General features: G+C 40.2%; 12 protein-coding genes. All 12 read right to left on the bottom strand.

From position 1 onward, the window contains the following. Nucleotides 1–219: hypothetical protein (locus Q8M41_RS14795; RefSeq protein ID WP_305366062.1), on the bottom strand; the 219-nt coding region annotated here is incomplete at its 3' end. A 33-nt stretch (nt 220–252) separates the two neighbouring features. After that, on the bottom strand, nt 253–960 hold the full coding sequence (locus Q8M41_RS14790; protein WP_305366061.1) for a hypothetical protein: 708 nt from the start codon (nt 958–960) through the stop codon (nt 253–255). 79 nt (nt 961–1,039) lie between these two features. Then, nucleotides 1,040–2,401 carry an AGE family epimerase/isomerase gene (locus Q8M41_RS14785; protein ID WP_305366060.1) on the bottom strand — a complete coding sequence of 454 codons (1,362 nt, stop codon included), beginning with the start codon at nt 2,399–2,401 and terminating at the stop codon, nt 1,040–1,042. 280 nt (nt 2,402–2,681) lie between these two features. Next, nucleotides 2,682–3,410, bottom strand: coding sequence for a carbohydrate-binding family 9-like protein (locus tag Q8M41_RS14780; protein WP_305366059.1), 729 nt, complete (start codon nt 3,408–3,410; stop codon nt 2,682–2,684). 144 nt (nt 3,411–3,554) lie between these two features. Next, entirely contained in the window at nt 3,555–4,556 is a 1,002-nt protein-coding gene (locus Q8M41_RS14775) for a hypothetical protein (protein WP_305366058.1), read from the bottom strand. Between the two features lie 111 nt (nt 4,557–4,667). Next, nucleotides 4,668–7,868, bottom strand: coding sequence for a heparinase II/III family protein (locus Q8M41_RS14770; protein WP_305366057.1), 3,201 nt, complete (start codon nt 7,866–7,868; stop codon nt 4,668–4,670). A gap of 227 nt (nt 7,869–8,095) precedes the next feature. Further along, nucleotides 8,096–9,568: a neutral/alkaline non-lysosomal ceramidase N-terminal domain-containing protein gene (locus Q8M41_RS14765; RefSeq protein ID WP_305366056.1), complete on the bottom strand. Its 1,473-nt coding sequence runs from the start codon at nt 9,566–9,568 to the stop codon at nt 8,096–8,098. Nucleotides 9,569–9,695: 127 nt separating this feature from the next. Next, nucleotides 9,696–11,042, bottom strand: coding sequence for a DUF4861 family protein (locus Q8M41_RS14760; protein ID WP_305366055.1), 1,347 nt, complete (start codon nt 11,040–11,042; stop codon nt 9,696–9,698). Nucleotides 11,043–11,110: 68 nt separating this feature from the next. Beyond that, complete coding sequence (locus Q8M41_RS14755) at nt 11,111–12,349, bottom strand: M28 family peptidase (protein WP_305366054.1); 1,239 nt, start codon at nt 12,347–12,349, stop codon at nt 11,111–11,113. 46 nt (nt 12,350–12,395) lie between these two features. Beyond that, entirely contained in the window at nt 12,396–14,663 is a 2,268-nt protein-coding gene (locus tag Q8M41_RS14750) for a hypothetical protein (protein ID WP_305366053.1), read from the bottom strand. 319 nt (nt 14,664–14,982) lie between these two features. After that, nucleotides 14,983–16,638, bottom strand: a complete 1,656-nt coding sequence (locus tag Q8M41_RS14745; RefSeq protein ID WP_305366052.1) for a SusD/RagB family nutrient-binding outer membrane lipoprotein — start codon at nt 16,636–16,638, stop codon at nt 14,983–14,985. A gap of 46 nt (nt 16,639–16,684) precedes the next feature. Beyond that, entirely contained in the window at nt 16,685–20,182 is a 3,498-nt protein-coding gene (locus Q8M41_RS14740; RefSeq protein ID WP_305366051.1) for a SusC/RagA family TonB-linked outer membrane protein, read from the bottom strand. Nucleotides 20,183–20,327: the final 145 nt, after the last annotated feature.

The raw sequence follows: 20,327 nt of genomic DNA, 5'->3' as shown, positions 1-20,327 counted from the left end.
TTCTTTGATCAGATCTTCCAACTGCCACTTTTCACCCGGATGCTTGTACCTTCTCGGACCGATGCGGGCGAAGGCATCAAAAAATAAAAGATCCTTGGTCTGTGGCATCAAAAAATCGGCAGTCGAAGCAAGGAGGTTGCCTGAAGTTGCAGATAATACTGTAGTCCCTAAAAGGGTTATGGAATTTTTTTTAATGAATTCCCGTCTGGATTTATACATTGAATATTTCTTTATAGCTTTTGATTAGTTCTGTTAATTTCCTGGTTTATAAATACTGAGATCCCTGATCAGGCATGAAGCAGTTAATCCGGCAGTTCCCCGAATCCTGAACAGGATATTTCCATTTCCATGGGGAGTAGTATCCTGCATTTCCACAACCCGTTTCCCATCTATACTCATTCGAATATCTTTACCAATTTTGGAAATCTCCACCTGATAATAAATCCCTGCTACCATCATATCAGGATGTGAAGCATTCGCGATTTGCACTGATGCCGGATTTTTTAAAATGAAGGGATTTGCACCATGAGGGGCATTTTTATACGCAAAAAGGTAATTCTTACTATCTGCATTCAGCAATTTCATACCACCATCATAATCTGACGGTATAGTTAAGCCTTTTTTTTCTAAGGGATCTGAAGCGGATAAGATTGTTACAAGTACCGTAGCAGGAGTCAGTGCAAGGACTTTATATTTTAGAATAACATCGCCGTAAGATTCCGGGCTCATCAGCATGACTCCCTGACTATCTTCGGCTTCTGAAAGGCAGGTCTGTGCATTTAACACATTAAATACCTTCCCTTTTCCAAGCAATTTCCATTTCACGAGATCTTCGGCAGAAATCTTATGTTCCTGCCAATCAGATGGTATCTCTACCGAATTTCTAACAGATGCAAAAGAGATTTGAGCTGATAGAAGAAATAATAGAAGAAATCCGAGAGTTAAAATTCTATTGTTCATGGCTTATTTTGTATTTGTTTATTCTATTAATTTTATTTTTCTACCCATAACATTATGGTTGATGGCTTTATATTTCCTTTTAGGATTTTGCAAATAACCCTGAAACTTTACCTCCTCTGGCAATAATTCTTTCCAAAATTTCTATGGAGTAAAAAAATTGCCTAGGGGTATGCAATAAACCATTGGTGACAATCTTTTCGGGTTTGGCTGAGTAAACCTTGAAACAATCATTATAATAATCGATTACCAGCGGATCATGCGTATGTTCGATGGTCATAAGACCAAACACGAGAACATCATCCAGGGCTCCCCAGGTATAATTCCCATTCTCAACTAATTTAGCTTTTGGATGACTTAGTGATAAACCCCCGAAATCGGGATTTGAGGGCATTCCCTTACCTAAAATATAGGTCTTTTCGAGCGTAGATATTCCCATTTCCATGCCTTTTCTAAAGGTAGGATAATGAGAAACCCGCAAGGCTTCATTCATAACCATCCAGCAAGCCTGAATCGAATGCCAGCCACTTACACCCTGAGGATAGAAAGCACCCCAATTTGGTGCATCAAAGGTATAGGGTCTGAAATAATCATCGAGTAATTCAAGTAAAACACCTTCATTAGGCTGCCAGTGATGCTCACAGATTACACGTACACAATAACGGGCAATCCGCTCAACAGCCGGATCACGGCTAACTTTAAGTAATGGAGTTAAAGCGGCTAAAAAGTGTTGCCAGCTTGGAAGACGGCGGGTTCCCGGCTCCAGCGCCTCGGTATGTGCATCAACATGCTGATAGGTTGGAGATAATAATCTGTCTTTAACAGATATGGCCGTTTTGATTGCCAGATCAAGATCTCGAGGATCTTTTGTTGCGATATACAATTCTGCCAAACCCTGCATCATATAGATATCACCATAATGATCCAAAGGTTCTGTCAGTTTCTTTGTCCCATCGCGACTCACGAATGATGCCCATCTGTAGTCATCCGTCATTGCACTTTTGATCAGGAAATCACGGCCTTTTATGGCTGCGTCCAGATGCTTTTTATCATTTGTGATATGATTATACAGATAAGAGAACATCCAGACAGCTCTGCCCTGGAAGTACATGCCTTTCTTTTCAAAATCAGGTTCCTGACCCGGACTTATTGCATTGGCAAATCCACCGTACTTATGATCAATACCCCGCTCCCAGTTTGGAATGTAAATGTCTCTCAGATAATTACGGTGATACTTCAGCAGATCCGGAAGAGACATACCTCCCAATTGATCAATGCTTCCTTCGATAACTGTCTTATCACTTAGGTATTCAGTTTGTCCTTCTTCTCCAATCCTTTCTGAAGCAAGAATTTCCGGACTTAGCCCAAGTCCTATCATTGAAGCTAATCCCACTAAAGAATTCTTTTTCAGAAACTGTCGTCTTGAATATTCACAATTTTCCATATTCTAGTTTATTTCATTCGGAGCTAAAAAAGGTTATTAGTCCATTGATGCCAATCTGTAAACATTTATTATTGCCTCTGGTCGGTGTTCTCACCGTACCATAAACGCTCTCTCATCTCATGGTCTGTGAAAACACCTACCATTGGAAATAGTAATTACGGGCAAGCGACCCGATAGCTATCGGGTGACGAATTTAACCGGCATGCTGCCTATGTAAATTCGTAAGTCGGAAAACTAAATCTCAAATTAGTATTTCATTGACTTTATTCTTTGCTCCTAATTATTTAAACACCAGTGTACCAAAATATTGCGGAAGATGAAACTGAGGAGTCGGATTCTGAACAACATTCCAGGTTATATAATGCGGATTAGTGCTTCTGCTTGATGTTTTATAGAAATTGGCTTTCCATTTAACCCCTTTTGCCGGCTGAGTATAATTTGCATATTTTGAAATCAAAGAGAGCGGCATTTTGAATTCAAGGAACCAGGTTACAGGTTCAGAAATCTCCTGTTCCAGCTTTTTTGGCAAAGTGTGGGCAAGTTCTACAACATTAAAATCTTCTTCTTTCACATTATTCCTTTTGCCATCCTTATGGTAGGCCATCAAGCCTGTACCACCGGCATTGATCTCAACATTGAAATATCTTAGTGGCCAGTCCTTATCCGGTGAAAAAAAGAATTCAACGCAGGCATCAGTAGACACAGAGCTGTTAAACTTCGTATTCTGAATCCTGACATGACGGTCTTCAACCTTATAGATCAGATAAACATTTTCACTGTCATACATCATTTTTGCAGTCACCACAGGCTGAAATGCCGGCAGCTGCCCCATAAAATTCACAATTGGAATTTCCTTTACCTTCTTCCATTGCGCTTTATCCCAATTAGCATCAATTTTCATTGAAACTTTGAGTTTTTTGACTTTGTAAACAGAAGGCTTATCGGCTGAATACGCTACAGAGAGCATACAGATGAAGGCGAATAAGAGTAAGAATGATATTTTTTTCATAATTGTGTATTTATTGAGGTATGAGGTACGAAGTCTGAGGTCTGAAGTATGAGGTATCAGACATCAGATGTCATTAATTAAATTCCATTTCCTATTCTTGGTTCTCAACCCGTAATTCGTATTTCCGTAATTCGTAATTCATCCCTACTCCTCAAACCACTTCCTCGGCACCTTCAAACTCCACACCTCACTATCCAGTAAATAGTTTGGTTCTGCAGCACCACCGGCTATCCAGATTTTATCTTTAAATACAAAGGCAGCCTGTTCATGCCGGGTGCTCCATTTTATATCAGATTTTAGTTCTGTCCAGTTTTTACCATCCTTTGAATACCAAATATCACCCTTATTTCCTGATTCAGCCCAGCCACCCAATACCCACATCCTGTCTTGGTAAACCAGGGCAGAAAACCAGATCCGTGGATCCCATGGAGCAGCAGCAGTAACCTGTGTCCAGTTTACCCCATCCTCAGAACACCAGACATCATTCAATGAGTTTGCTTTTGGAGCGCGCGTTCCACCACCTATAATCCAGATCTTTCCGTCAAATACGAGCGCCTGTCCGTGAGTCCTTTTTGACCATGGCGCATTGGCCAGTTCAAGGTTCCATTCTTTACCATCTGCCGATGACCATACATCATTGAAAAGGGTGGTATCATTGTTCTTATAAAAGTCACTGGTGCCGCCCATTATCCAGATACGGTCTTTAAACACAACAAATCCGGGTGCTAATCTTGGACTCCATCCCGCATTGGGGGTTTCCAGCACCCAGTCAGCGCCATCTTTCGATGACCAAACCTGATTACTGGTATTGGTGCCCGGTAATTTACGGCCTCCCATTATCCACATTCTATTTTTAAAAATCATTGCTGCAGGAAGATCACTATGCTGCCAGGGTGCGGTTTCTATGACACGGGTCCAGTTCTTTCCATCAGGCGACTTCCAGACGTCCCGCGGATTAGGTAAAGAGGGCGTAAACCATCCTCCAAGAATCCACATATGGCCTTTAAACACAAACTCACCCTGTGAATCACGGGCCTGCCAGGCTGCTTCCCGGGTTTCCTGCACCCAGTTCAGAGTACTTTTTTGTGCAAAAGAATTCGAACCAATTCCAATTAAAATTCCAAACAAAAGGACTAAATGCTTCATTTTTTTGAATTAATTGAACCAGATTGTGACGTATAAATAATAACAATCAATTTTTAATCACATAGATTGATATATAGATTCTATGTTTCTATGTGTTTAATGCCATGTCACTTAATTTATAGTAATTTTTGACTGGCCCTTAGGCAGACTAATACTCAATACTTTTGTTTTCTGACTATACTTCCAGTTCTTTAACAAAACACCATTATAGCTAATAGAATTGGGTTTTAAACCAATGACCATAGTCAATTCAACAGGATTATCCGTTTTTAGTTCCAGAACAGTTTCCGAAGAAGACACTTCCAGAGAAGCAGCAACCGGAACACTGAATTTCAGATCTGAACCATGGCCTTCAAATGTCTTTCCATCAAAATAGGCTTCCTGGAGCTTATTATCTGCAACTAGTGCCGAAAATTTGGAAGCATCCGTTTTAAAACCTTCCACACCCGAATCTGAACTGTCATTTATCCTGAAAAATCCATAGTGGGTAGAATTTCCTTCATTGAGTATAGCTCCAATCCATCCGTTTGAATCGATTCGTTTCGGCTTTGGTCTGGATGCATAATTAGCGTTGGCAGGTTTACTTTCAGGCTGCATAACGGCCAGAAAATCAGCATCTTTCATCTTTTCAGATGAAATGGCAATAAAACTCTCATCCCTGTCTGAATTTCTGATCCGACTGGTTAATGCTTGCGGAGAAAGAATATCCATTGTTAAACGAGCTGCCGGTCGGTTTATAGTCATCCGGTTATCAGAGTAAGATATGGAGCTTTTTCCATTTGTATGTTCAGCATGAAAGATCCAATTGTAGGCATGTGCTTCGGGACTTTTTACCTGATCAAATAGAAAAACAGGACCATTCTTTGAGCTCAATAAAGTCCGGGTATATTTTGAAATCTTATTTTTATAAACATTGGTCAGATCCCCAACAGCTGCCATCAAATTATTTCCGGCAAAAGATTGAGTAATTTCAGGATGCGTTCTGAGGGCAGCAATTCCGTTTTCAAAATCCCCTACCGACTGGCTTTCGGCATTCATATCTACCAGCATCACATTATGACCGATCGCCTGGGTATAATAGCCCGGAAAATACAGATTTCCATAATAATCACTGCTATGTCCTGCATCACTTAAGAGTTCTTCTCCATTATGTGTTAAGAGTATGGTTCCCTGATCGGCATGATAATGATTCCCATTGGGCCCGGCCTTAAATATCATAACAGTCCCGGAATCTTCCCATGAAGTCCGGGTAACCATATGTCCCTTGCCTTCAAAATGTTTTGATAATGGGAGCGTTTCCCTGCCAATCGGCGTGATCCCTTCTGTGTACCACAAATAGGGAATAATTCCGCCCCTTGCCTTACCCGAATCCCAAGATGGTTTTACATATTTATACATGAAAGGATCTTTCATTTTATAAACCAGCCATTGCATCGGCTGCTGGGTAAAATTATAGGTATGCGAAACATCCCCTAAATCCTGATAAGCACCATCCTTAGCCTGGGTAACATAGATCGGATACTGATAAAACTCTTTTAAATTGGTTGTAGAGGTATAATCAACCCCGAAATTCCGCTCTAATGAATAAAGAAATTCAACTAATTCACGATATCCCATTTCCTGATAGGTATAGGGTTCATTATAGCTGCCTTCCGGCAACATCGTACGGTCGATAAACTGTTTAGTCTTAGCGAGAATCCCCGACAAATAGGGCTCCAAACCCGGTAAATTTGGATCATCATTTGCAATTGCCATTGCGGCAACACCCACTCCCGAAAGTATCACCCCAATGTGATTGGAATTACTGGAAGGCATCCGATTCAGTTCTACCATATCACGGTAAAATGGTTTAATCGATTTTTCCATCATGCCATCACGTACAGTCTTTTGCTCTTCAGCACTGAGTAAATTATATAAAATATCGTAAGCTATACCGGCTGCAAAGGCTGCAGGAGCTCCGGGATAATAGGTATGGTTACCATTGGCTTCCATCCAGGGGTGATGCCATGAAGGTAATAGACTAAGTTTTAAGAGTGCTGCCTTTGCCCTATCTGCTGCATCCTTGTTTTTTGTAAGTGCATAGTGCCAGGCTTCATTAGTTATTACTCTGACCAAAGCATTCTGAGTATTATACCATCCGCCCATACCGGCACTTGCGTATGGTCCTCCAGTTACCGACTCCGGTGCGACCATATTTTGCGCAGGTAGCTTATCGATATCAATTGTTGATGGTTTATAACTTTGAATTAAATTATTAAGAAGTTTTTTTGCAGACTCGGGCTCAGGTCCTGCCATACGGGCATCCAGTTGAGCCTGTGAATGAAATACTCTTGGGTGTACGCCTGCTGCGTGATCAGAAACAGGAACGATGAATCCAAGATCCCAGGAAAATTGCTCTGTTCCGGTTCCCGATTCAGCCCTGACCTTCCACTGACCCCGTGGATCTAATGGTTTAATTGTATAAACTGCATTATTTGACCAGATACCATCTAAAGCCTTTAAATCACCGTGGCTTCCATCATCATAAAATTTGATATTGCTTACTGCCGTTTTATTATCCGGACTAATAAGTTCGGCACTCACTTCATTCAGGGCTTTACCCGGCTCGGCTGAGATGCTCAGGTTAATCGTTTCACCATTTGAGTAATGCTTGTTCAATATAGCATGACCGAACTGCTCAAACCAGGTTGAATTGGGGGATTGAGCGATAAACTGACGGGATCTTTCACCGTTTAGCTTGAACTCGTCCATAAGTATGCTGTAACTTGGCAAATGATTAACAAGCGGATAAAAGGCCTGCACTACTACAACCTGTAAATGAGCACCTCCTTTCAATGATATTCCATTAAGAGAAAACGAATTAAGCGGAATATCCACCTCTACCCAGGTATTTGCCTTTGGTGATAAAATTGTATGGGTGAATAATTTCCCATCGAAAGTCCCGAGGGAAACATCCAGCTTCTCAGGTTTTCTGTCAGTCATGAAATAATATACAAACTTTAGTCTTGTAGAATTCAAAGAATACATATCAATCCGCTTGGTAAATCCCTGTGTCAGATCATTGGCATCATTAGGCTTTGTTATGCGGGAAAGCGAACTCCCCTTTCCTCCAAAAGCAGGCTCCTTCTTCGTACCAAATAATGGATCATAACCCGTATCCTGCTGATAGGGATAAGGCTCCCAGGTAAACATTTCACCTGTATCGAAATTATCATAAATGACATAAGGCACCCTGCTTCCAGATGTTTGTGCATTTAATGCACTTACAAAGAGGAAAAGTGACAGGAAAGGGAGGATTGCTTTTATTTTCATAATCTAATTCTGTTATCAGTTACCTGTTGTCAGTAATTTATTGATTCATTGTACGATACTGACCTTATTATTACGATGGATTACATTTTTCCATATTAAAATCTTCTTTAAAATCTCTAAGTTCCCTCCTGCGTCGGGATGACATTCTTTTTCAATTGAAATAAATAGTGATAGTCAAGGCTCGATTTCAATTCTCAATTCTCAATTCTCCACTCTCAACTATCACCTCACTTCACCCTCTCAATCAATTCCATCGACGCATCAATCAACACCTGCTCTGCCTGAGGTGCATAAGGACTACCATTAACGGCATAACCCCCTTCAATATATTCTGCAGCCGTGGCGATATACCCATTAAACCCACCTGCTACACCCAAAATAAAGGTATTTGCATAGGGAGATTTCTGTTTAACGCTTAAACCTATCTCAGTAAAGACTTCAGCCGGGAAGGTTACGAAAACCGTGGTTCCAATCCGTATCGCCTGCATTGGCATTAAATAGGGTGCAGGATTTGCCGGTAGAGCCTCAATCCTTTTGGACTGAGCGACTGCCTGTGTCGCAAGCCAGTAATCAACTTTGAATTTATCCAATGTTCTTGGTCCGATGGTTTTCCCTATGCTTCCTTTTGCAACCAATTCACGGGCTGCTTCCTTTAGCCGGGCATCACCTTCCAGATCTTTGGGATAATAAATAACCAATTTTTCCTTTTCATCCAGGGTCTTCTTTGCCTGCCCCTGCCAGCGAAGGGCTTCTTCATGTGTATAAGGGAAGGTTGTCCGGATTGGGATCTTGAATTTATCATAGGTAACTTTTACATCCAGGTTTGCAGCAGTTTTAATCTCAGGCAATACTTTAAGTACCGCTTCAGAAAGAACAAGACCCTTCTTTTCGGCGAATTCAAAACTCCTTATACCCTGCATAAAAGCACCTACTGCAGACAGTTCTGCCTGATAACCCACTTTTGCATCGCCCTGTGCTGATTGAAAGTAGCCCACAATAACACCTTTTGGCAATTTCTCTTTAATTCCTTTGATTGAAAAATACGGCCAGTCCTCTGTAAATTTTAAATTATGAAGATCCAATGCAGAAGGGTGACAGCCATAATTAAAAAATACCCCCATTAGTTTACCCTGAACATTCTCAACTTTTATAACCGCAGCTTCCGGATCAGGCGGAACACCACCATGTTCCATTCTGCGGTCGTTCATTGCCATTCCAAACACTTCGGTTGAACCTGCTCCAATCTTCCCATTAACTCTGCCCTTCCATGCATTGACAGCACTTTGAACAGCCCTGCTTATGAAAAACTTAATATAAGCATCCTCAAGATTACCCATCACCGGACCGGAATGCGTGTGAGTAGATGAAATAATCACATTTTTAAAGGGAATACCGGTCTCTTTATTTACCCCGCTGCGGATCTGATCCATCACCAGTTCAGACATATTCACCACAGCGACAGTAATCATCGCAGAACTGGTCCCATCAGCAGCTTCAACAACCAGACTTCGGGCGAATAGATCATCGTGAACACCTGTAGAAGTATTCGTTCCCCTGTCGTATCCCGCCATCCTGAAACCAATTGGATTTGGTGGCGTAATTACCGTTTCGGCAACACCCACTTTTATTTGTGCTGATAAGGTGCCAAATAAACCCATCAATACCATCAGCATGACTGAGGATACCTTTAAAAAATGCATGTTTTTCATAGCCTTTGTAAAAATTTAGAACATAAGATGGTCAATGGCAGACATTCTTCTCAATTGATAAAGTTTAGAGGGAAAACCGATCCTGCTTTACAAACCGGACTTACTTATCCCATCTGTTTTATTTGGCTTTAGTCTCAAGCGCATGTACTGCTATCTGCGGCGGATAATTGTATTTCAATGCCTCGTCTTCAACATACTTTACAAAATCCTTTTCATTATTATTTACTTCACCGAAACTCCATGCACCAAATATCATGTACTCATAACTAAGGTCACTGGTAACCGGCATTTTAAAAACATGGTTACCACCATAGTTTTTAATAGCCTGATATTGAGGCCTGTATTTATCTTTTACAACCATACCTATTCCCTGCCATGGCACCATTAAAACCTCATCACCGATATCCTCATCCGGAATTCTGGCTTCAACATTTTTACCCATTGAAATAGCGATTCCATTTTTATTGACTGAGGTATATTCATTCATAATCCGGCGAATACCTGCTCCAAACATCACCTGGGCATTTGGTGCATTAAATTCGCTGAATTTGGTCTCCACAGTGCTCCAGCTTTTTCCGGCATAGGCGGTATAATACTGATCCAGTTCATAAAATCCCTTTCCTGAATTCCAATTAGTTGTTCTAACCTTAATCATACTACGAAGGGGGCCATTGTACACTAAATCAAATGCAAAGCGGCTATCATCAAAGGGACCTTTATTTTTGAAAGGAGAATGGTAGGCGCGTGCCGGGTTCTCCATATCCATCGGGTTTTCGAAAATACACATACCCCCTGCACCAAAAGTACTGGCAACGGTCATGATATCTGTTCCCATTTCCCATGGCATATAATAACCCGACTTATTGGTTGAATACTCATAATAAGCGGTCAGCATTGGAGCTCTTTTACCATGAAGATCTACTTCATGAGGATACCATAGTTTCCAGCCCATATCCTTTGATTCCCATAAGGGTACAATATGACGTCCGTAATTGGCGATTGATGCATGAACCTGATGCTCATACATTCCCCGCTCATAATGGTCGATATAGATGTAAAAATCTCTTGATTCTTTAGCTGCCAGATCTGACATGAAAAAGATCTCATCCCAAATACCATCTTTATTCTTATCGTCTACCTGAAGTTCTACATAGTGACCATTGGTTTCTTTTCTTCTCACATAACCGCTATTGGTCTTGAGTTGTTCAACCGTTGGTTCAGGATCTGATGGAAGCTTTGGGTCTACAATGCCTATCCAGCGTTCAGGGATATTTTGCATTGGCAAGCTAGTCCGTGGCACAACGATCGGACAAGCTTTAATGGCTACATTTAAAGGATTTGTAACGGTGATCTTAATTCTTCGGGTGGGGTTGTAGTCCTTCCCTTCGGTGTACCAACCGGATCCCGATTGGGCATTAGCCATTCCGGCTGTAAAAAGTAAGGCAACAAATGCGGCGATTTTCATGTATTCTTAATTTAATTATATTGATTTTTATTATTTATTATGTGCAATTACGATTAGGGACAAGGTTTCTACATACGATCAACCCTTTTTATAAACTCATCAAACACCTTAAAACTGATCTCCACACAATCAAGCGGGACTTTATCCGCAGTATCATCAGGCCGATGATAAACCGGCAGGGTCTTTTCATCATAACCCCTGCTGTTTGCATGCAATGCTCTGGCACCCGATGGTTTAAAAGGCAATGAATCCATTACAAATCCATCATTTTCACCATAGATTGGTGTTGATTCAATATTCAAATCCTTATGAATATCCCTGATCATATCTTTGACACCCTGGTCTTTCGAATTAATCCAGAGATTTGGTCCATAGGTCAGGGAATCAAAATTCAGGACATATTTAATATCCTTCATTGTATTATCTGCAATCCGGCTATTTGCATAGTGATATGCCCCTTCAAAAACATATTCCTCCGAATCAGAGGCTAAAAAAGTCAGGGTGTGATTATTTTGCCTCGCGGATGCTGCATGTGCCAGCATCAGCATGACAATAACTGAAGCGGCATTATCATTAGCACCCGCCGTATTGAAAATAGTATCCAGATGGGCAATAATCAAAATTTCACTTTTACTTTTCCCCTGTATACGACCAATTACATTGATTCCAGGGGCTTTATGAACAGGCTTATATTCTGATTTAATCCAGGCCTGGCTTTTATTTTTTGCGAATCGATCAAGCAGGAGAATATCCTGCTTCCCAAGCCCAAAAACAGGGACTAATTTGTCCAGGTTTCCGCTTGCAGATCCTGCAATTGCTCTTCCATATTGACTGACAGAAAAATATGCCAGAATCTGATCGCTTTGCTCGTCAATAATTGCGTAGCCAGTACCATCTTTTTTAAATATTCCCCTTACACCTTCGGCTGGAGTTCCAAAACCTCTTTTCTGAGGTATTGCCTCAATATGCTGTCCGGCAACAATCAAATCTGAACTACTTACCGGACCCCAGTCATCAAATTCGTATTTATCATAATTAACCTGAGGAAGGGAACGCTGCATTTCCTTAAGCACAATCTTTGCAGCCTTTGCATAGGCCTTACTTCCACTCAGCCTTGGACCAATATCCGTCACCAATTGCTTTAATAAGGAGATTGTATATTCCTGACGTTTTTGGGCACTTGCAACAAGATCAGATGATAAACTGCTTTCAGCGAAAGACCATTTATTGCTAAGCATTAAAAATGCCAGTCCTCCGGTCATTTTTATAAACTCAGCCCGCTGAAGCTTTTTATTATTTATCATCATTCAAATCAGTTTTGTCCGGTCAATTAAACAGATAAATAAAATCCATTTATGGATTGTAGGTTACGTTTAGTTCAGAAACCGGACCAAGTATCCCACTTACATTTTTTGTGCGGACTTTAATTGTATTCAGGCCACTCTGCAATGTCCAATCCCATGATTTCTGGCTCTGATTTTGCCATTCTCCATCCTTATTGGCAACGAGAAATCCATCAGATCCACCGGGAGTAAAAGCATCAACTTCCACTTTCAGAATTCCGGATTTATTGGTCTCATTGAGATAAATTTTAGCCTGATTCAAAGGCTGATAAAAATCCGATTCACGGTTAGTATATCGCTGATATTCATCGCGCTTTGGAAATACATCATCGTACCAGTTTAAAAATCCATCCCATCCCCACATGGTATCACCGGTATGCACAGGAACCGGCAGGGGCTTTGAAAGGAAGTCGTTACGCGGGATGATTCGGAAATGACCCATAATTTCCAAAATATGGGTACCACCACCACCCTGAATTGAGAAAGGATTATTACCCTGACGCTGTCCAACTTTTAATGTTTTTACGAGTTCTTCACCAAACTCTGGTGCAAAAGGGCGCTCCCAGGTTTCGACACGGGGCATTGCGGCCGCCAGTAATTTATGGATTTCAAGAAGATTGAATGGGATACCTGTTTCAGGATCAAAATAATAATAGTCGCGGGTTGAATCCATATAGATCCACTTATTCAGCTGATTTGACCACACCTCGGTCACTTCATGCCCGCTCTCCCCTTCACTATGGATATTGATATGCCGCGCCTGATATCCCATTGACAAAAGTGCTCCAATCAAAGCCTGATTTGGATATAGACACATTTCAACCATACGCCGGCCTTTGAAAAAGGGGCCATTTAGTCGTGGCATACCCGTTCCTTCATCAATTACGGGGTTAACAGTAACATCATTCCAGTTCCAGGAATAGGCTTCACTCCTGAGTGGTACACGATAGGCCCAATTGAGCAGAAGCATCATCACTTCAAATTCAGTGTTGGCACCTTTTACAATCTGATCAAGCTTATGATCTTCCCTGTACTTTTTAAGATCAAGGTGATTTAGATTTTCATAAGAGAAAGGATATGAAGATTGTATTATCCTGCCATTATTTATTACATGAGCCTGCAGTCCGGCTTTAGTATTCAGTGAATTATCTTCCCACGATGTTGAATAACGAAAGCCTCTGATCAGCGGAGTTTTTAAAAGATCAGCGGTACTCAGTTCTGCTTTCCATTGGAAATAGCGTTTATCGCCAAGGGAATATTCACGGCCTCTTTCGAGTGGCTGCCAGGCTGTCCATGTATTATCACCAATAAATGGACCTGATCCATATCGAATAAGAACTTTGGCGGAAGTCATTGATGGTTCTTCGAGATCGGCCCAGAATGATGCTTTCAAATTGGCTGAACTATGCTTGAGTGGATTTTCCCCATCAACAAGGTCAATTAAAGGAGAAACATATTCACCGACTGGAAGGAATCTGTCAATGCTAAATCGTATGGAGTATTCTCCATCAATCTGATCCATTGCTCCGAGTTTTGTATCGCTCCATGTACTGCCGCCATCTTTACTTTTCAAAGAACGGTTGGGACTTGTACGTGTTAGAGACCCACGTTTAAACTCATTAATATGCGCAATCAATACCCGCCAGGAAGTTGAATCGGTCTCAGTCCACATCTGGATCTCATTCTTTCCTTTACGTAATTTATCATGCGGAAGGTCGATATAATACCATCGGTCTAGTCCTGCCATATCAATATACTGACGTGCATGCGGATAGGCGATGACAGAAGCCGGTCTGACAAACTTTTCACCATTCAGGGATAAATGAAGCGGGGCTCTGTTACCCTTAACCTCCATTCCTTTAAATACCAGTCTGGCTGAAGCTGCAATTGGATTTTCAATCTCCAGAATTTTTTTAATTATAATCCCCTTTCTCAGATCCTCAACCCATTCTACAGGACCTTTTGTATAGGTTTTATAACCTTCGGGAAGACCGGCAGCAGGAGCATCATCCTCCACAAGTTCAGTTTCCTGAAGCCTGATTATTCCCATTTTTTGATCAAACTTTAATTTAATCAGTTGTGCGTCTTTCTCAATACCTGAAGCATCAAGTTTGGTCTCATTAAATCTGAACTTTGAACTGTTTTTCGGATCATCATTAACAAGGCCGGCAAGAACTTTATAGCCCGACTTTCTTTCTTCTGTGAGCTGGCCAAATAATGAGATTATAGTAAAACAGTTTATTACCAACACTGCAAGAAGGGAAAAAACTTTTTTCATAAGCAATCAAATTATATAGAGTTTGATAAATGAAAATTAACAGGGAAGCTCATACAACATAATAAACAGCCGGGAATTCAATTCGAGCCTTTTAAGCTCTTAATCAGGCATTCTGTCTTTAAATTTCAGGATCGATTAAATCGTCAAAGGGTTTGAATCTGTAAAATACAAGACGTTTCTACATCCACATTTAATTACAGATACAGAAAATATACTGTGAAAGAAATAATTTTTCTATGAAAGAAATTTTAATAAAGCTTTAAATAAAAATAAAATAGCAGTTATTGATTATTAAAATCAATAACTGCTATTAAAAACATCAATCAGTAGGAGTTGGGAAAGCAGCCAAAGGTTTAGCATCCCACCATAGTCTGGTAGCATAACTATCTTTTCCACCTAAAAGTGCCAAAGCGGCTGTGGTTGCTGCACCATTAGTTGAGTATGAATTTGGTGGATAAATCAGTCTTCTCGCTAATTGGGTTCTTGTAAGATCCGGATTCGCCGACTCAATAATTGCATAACCTCTTGGATAACCAGTTCTACGACGTTCAGCCCAGGCTTCTGTATCATTCATAGGAAATAAAGCCAGCCACTTCTGAGTAATAATTTGCTCTAAACGTCTTTCAAAACTACCAGCATTATCATATAATACAGGAATGTCAGTTACAGGAGGACTATTTCTTTTATCCGGTTTTCCAAATCTGTCTAAAGGTTTTGCTGGTAATTTAGTACTGATTACGTAGCTGTTAACTACTGCATCCGGAGCATTTACCCTGAATTTTATAGATGCTTTAATACCTTCATTATAAAAGTCCTGAGCAGTTCCGCCCATATTCCAGCCTCTTAAAGCACCTTCCGCACGAAGAAAAAATACCTCTGCAGCTTCCATAATTGGATCATACTCATTTGCACCCCCATTATTAATTGGCAACCATTTTTTGCCCACATAAGAGTATTCCAGGTCTTTTTCCTTACCTCTCTGGCTTGCCGGATAACCATTCCTAAATCCAACTAATCCTCCATATACCGCATTCCCTGGAGTTAATCTACCACAGCAAGGCTGCGAATATTCAGCAATTCTTGGATCCTCATAACCATTCATTAAACTAGCCAGTGTGGATGTCAGTACAAATTCGCTGATATAGGTGATTGTACTTAACTTATTAACAAAGTTCAAATTAACTTTTGAAAGCGCATTATCTGCATTATTAGCTATAAAACCTTCTGGTGCGGCGGCGGCCTTTTCAGCCTCTTGCTTTGCTTTCGCAGGTTCAACATAGGCAATACGCATTGCAAGTCTAAGTCTCAAAGAGTTAAGCAATTTTAAATTCTTCAGAATATTCCCGCCATAAACAAGATCATGGGTGCCATAAATCTTTGTTGATGGGCTTGTAGCATTGATAGCACGTAAATCTGCAGCTGCTTCATCCAGAATTTTGAAGAAGTCAAAATAAATATCCTTCTGAGAATCAAAAGCAACACTTGTTTTACCATTACCAAAATTGGAATAAATAATCGGCCCCCAATAATCTGTTTGTCTGTGATACAACATCACTTTCCATATTTTAGCCAGGGCATTTTCAGGCTTCAGATTGTTTTTTTCAGTATACTTTAATACAAAGTCCAACTGATTTGCTGCAGCTCCAAAAGCAGTATTTGAATAAAAACCTTCCATCATTAAATTAGTCCAACTACCGGGGCCATTGTAATTAGAAGAAGTGAAATTCGGATGAATTGTTGCCTGGAACTGTGAATATTCACCTGCAAAAAGGTTATTACCCTGATACCAGCATCTCATTCCCCAGTGTTGGGCTTCAGCAAATGCAAAACCAAGCATGCTTCCATCCATTTGATCGGTAGTCAATTCTCCTCTTTTAACATTCAGTTCATCGAAATTATCAGTACAGGACACCGAACTGATAATAAGTACTGTCATTAAGACTATACTCTTTTTTATAAAATATTTTATTTTCATGATATAACCTTTTTAGATTAATTAATTTACCTAATTATCAAACCTTTTAAAAATCTAACTTAAGGTTGAGACCAAAAGTTCTTTCTGTTGGGGGTAGATAGGATTGGCCACCCGCAGCCGAAGTATTTGTAGATGAAAGAATCTCAGGATCCCAATTGCCCTTTTTATACAAGAAAAATAAATTCCTTCCTACCAATGAAAGTTTAGCATTGGACACAAAAGGCAATTTAGCCAGAGCCGATTTAGGTAAAGTAAAACCGATTGAGGCTTCTCTCATCCTTGTATTTGTAGCATCTACCACAAAAGCTTCACCGATTGGAGTATTTCTACCACCAACGGTTTTCCAGAATGCTTCTGAAGTAATGGCAGTAGTATTTGGTGTTCCATCAGCCTTAACAGCTGTTTCATGTCCGAAAAGATTTTGTCCAAAGATCAAACCACCTTCCCTACCTGGTAAGGTTTCTGCAGTGATACCCTCTCCAAATAAGAGAGCATCAGTTGAAGAAACTACTGAACCACCCTGACGGTGTTCAATTAAGAAACTAAAGCTCAGGTTTTTGTATGAAAACGTATTTGAAATAGCTCCCATCCAATCCGGATTAAAATTAGCTGACTTCACGGTTCTGCCTGGTGTAAATAATGGTATCCCATTTGCTCCAACTATTACCCTACCCTGGGCATCTCTTTGCCAGCCACGGGTATAAATATCACCAAACTCTTTACCTTGTTCTACAACAAAGTCATATAAATAAGAATCACCACCTACAATAATTCTCGGGCGGTCATCAGAGATTTTGTTGACCCAGTTTCTATTGGTAGCAAAGTTTGTGCTTAAATCCCAGGTAAATCCACGTTTTGTTTGAACAGGAGTTGCCGAAATAATTGCTTCAAAACCAGTGTTCTGAACGTCGCCACCGTTCGTAAAGAATGAAGCAGCACCTGAACCTGAAGGTAATGAAATGGTGAAGAGTTGATCATAAGTATTGGTTTTATAGGCTGTTAGATCTAAACCCAATCGACCCTGAAAAAAGCGTAAATCCAATCCAAGCTCATAGCCCTCAGTAGTTTCAGGTCTAAGTTCCGTATTTGGTAAAACACTACCCAAAGTTATAAAGCCATTATTTCCCCCGTTACCATTAAATAAAGCCGAACGGCTTAACTGATAAGGATCTGCACTATTTCCAACTTTAGCCCAGGATGCTCTTACTTTAGCGTAAGTCAAAGCTGAAGGAAGGGATGGGATTATATCTGAAAGAATTGCCGACAAACCAACTGATGGATAAAAATAGGAACGGCTATCAGCCGGTAGCGTTGAACTCCAATCGTTACGACCGGTAATATCCAGATAAAGTACATTTTTCCAACCAAAATTTCCCGAAAAATACAAAGATTGCGACTCCATCCTGGTACTTGGGGTAAATGAGCCGGCTACCAATGAAGTATTTGCAAGGGAAAAGAAATTTGGAATGGTTAAACCCGCCTGTGTACTGGTTGCAATGCTTCCAGAACCATCCTGCTTTCTTAGATTAGCTCCAACTAAACCCGAAACATTTATGTTTTTTGTTATTTGATCATTGTAAGAAATGATTGCATCACTATTCCAAACTCCCCCAGGTCCACCAATAGATCCACTATAACTACCAAAATTATCCTGTCCTCCACCATAAGAATCTTCCCATGCTTTACGTTCTAAAGTATTAGAACCCCCATCAAATGAAGTACGTGCCATTACTTTAAGCTTATCTGTGAAATTGATGGTAAATGAACCCATCGCAAGTAAGCGGTCCGAAGTTTGATAATTTAAAACTCTATTCAAAATCCAATATGGGTTTCTTCCAATAGTTGAACCCGGAGACCAAAAATTTTGTTTGTTTTTACCGGTTAAGGGATCAGTGTATTCAAACTGTCGCAAATCTTCGAATGCAATATTCCTTGGAAGTCGATAGATATTCATATAAGGGTTGTTGGCAGCATTATCACCTGTCCCACTCTGATTATCTATTTCATTGCGGATATAGTTCAATTTAGTATCTAGGGTAAGCCATTTTCTTAACTGACTGGTTACTCTTACCGAAGCATTATGTCTGCGCAATTCATTGTTATCAACCAAACCTTTAGCTTCCTCACGTGTATATGAAAATGCAGACTGTGTGTTTTGAGAACCTACCGAAGCATTAAAATTATGAGTTACATATTGGGAGGTATTAAAGATATCCCTAAAATTGTTGGGTTGTGGAAGAAAGGCATATTGTGTTCCCGCCTTACCAGGGGCGTTCGACCAATGATTAACCATCTGACCAGTCATTTTAGGACCCCAGGATTCTTCAGCGGTAGCATTATATATTCCTGAAACTCCTTGTCCATACTCATTTTGTGGTTCCAGATAATGAATAGGTGAACCCGCAATAAAGGTTTCATTTAAACTAACCTGAACAAATCCAGCTTTACCTTTCTTTGTTTCGATAATAATAGCTCCGTTCTGTGCAGCACTTCCATATAATGCAGCTGCATTCGGACCTTTTAATACGTTGATTGACTCAATATTATCAGGACTGATATTCGAGATGGCAGTGCTCATTTGTACCCCATCAATCACATATAATGGTCCGCTACCACCGGTAAGAGAACGATTTCCCCTCAATATTACCCGGGATGGACTACCCAGACCAGTTCCTGCCGATTCAATAGTCATACCGGCAACCTTGCCCTGTAATGAATTGACCACATTTAAACTGCGGGTCTCGGAAAGTTCTTTGGCACTTACACCCTGTGTAGCATAAGTAAGTGACTTTGCTTCCCTTTCTATTCCCAATGCAGTAACAACGACTTCACTTAATGAAGTTGCAGAAGTCACTAACGTAACACTAATCATACTTCTGTTGTTAACTACAACCTCCTGAGTAACATAACCAATATAGGTAAAAACTAAAGTCGCATTATCAGGAACATTAATTGAATAGTTACCGTCAATGTCTGTTGAAGTACCATTTGCACTACCCTTTACCATAACACTCACCCCCGGGAGAGTTTCACCCTTATCGTCTTTTACCTGGCCTTTGACGACTATATCGAGTAAGTTGGAAGCTACATTATCATTTAATTTGACAGTATTTGCATCATTCCCACCCTTTTGATTATTGACAATCATGATCCTGTTATCTACCTGTTTAAAATCAAGTGAAGTATTTGATAACAATTCTTTCAAGATATCAGCGACAGACATTTTTTCTGCGAACAACTCCAACTTGTTAATATCCTTTACATCGGCATAGCGATACATGAATTGAAATTGACTTTGCTTCTCAATTTTTTGAAAAGCCTTCACTAAAGACTCGTTTTTAAGCTCAAACTTTATTTCAACCTTATCAATTGCCTGACTCTTTACCGGTGGAGCCGAGAAAAGCTGAATTGAGGTTGTTAAAACAATAAAAAATGCTAATCTGAGTTGCATAATTATCAATAATAATTTGTCAAAAAGTTGCCTTAAATAATAGGCAAAATGCGGTTTTTGCTGATTTTCAGCAAGAAGTGTAAAAATATTCATAATTTTACATCGGTTTAAATTTATCGAAATAGCTTCTAATTTTAGAAGACAGAATTTAAAACATCAATTGATGTACGATGGCAGTCGGACAACAATTATCCCTCTGAATAAACTGTTCAAACAGGATTTCAGAGGGTTTTTTATG

The sequence above is a fragment of the Daejeonella sp. genome (assembly GCF_030684675.1).
Lineage (GTDB): Bacteria > Bacteroidota > Bacteroidia > Sphingobacteriales > Sphingobacteriaceae > Daejeonella.
This window is presented reverse-complemented; position numbering and strand designations above follow the sequence as displayed.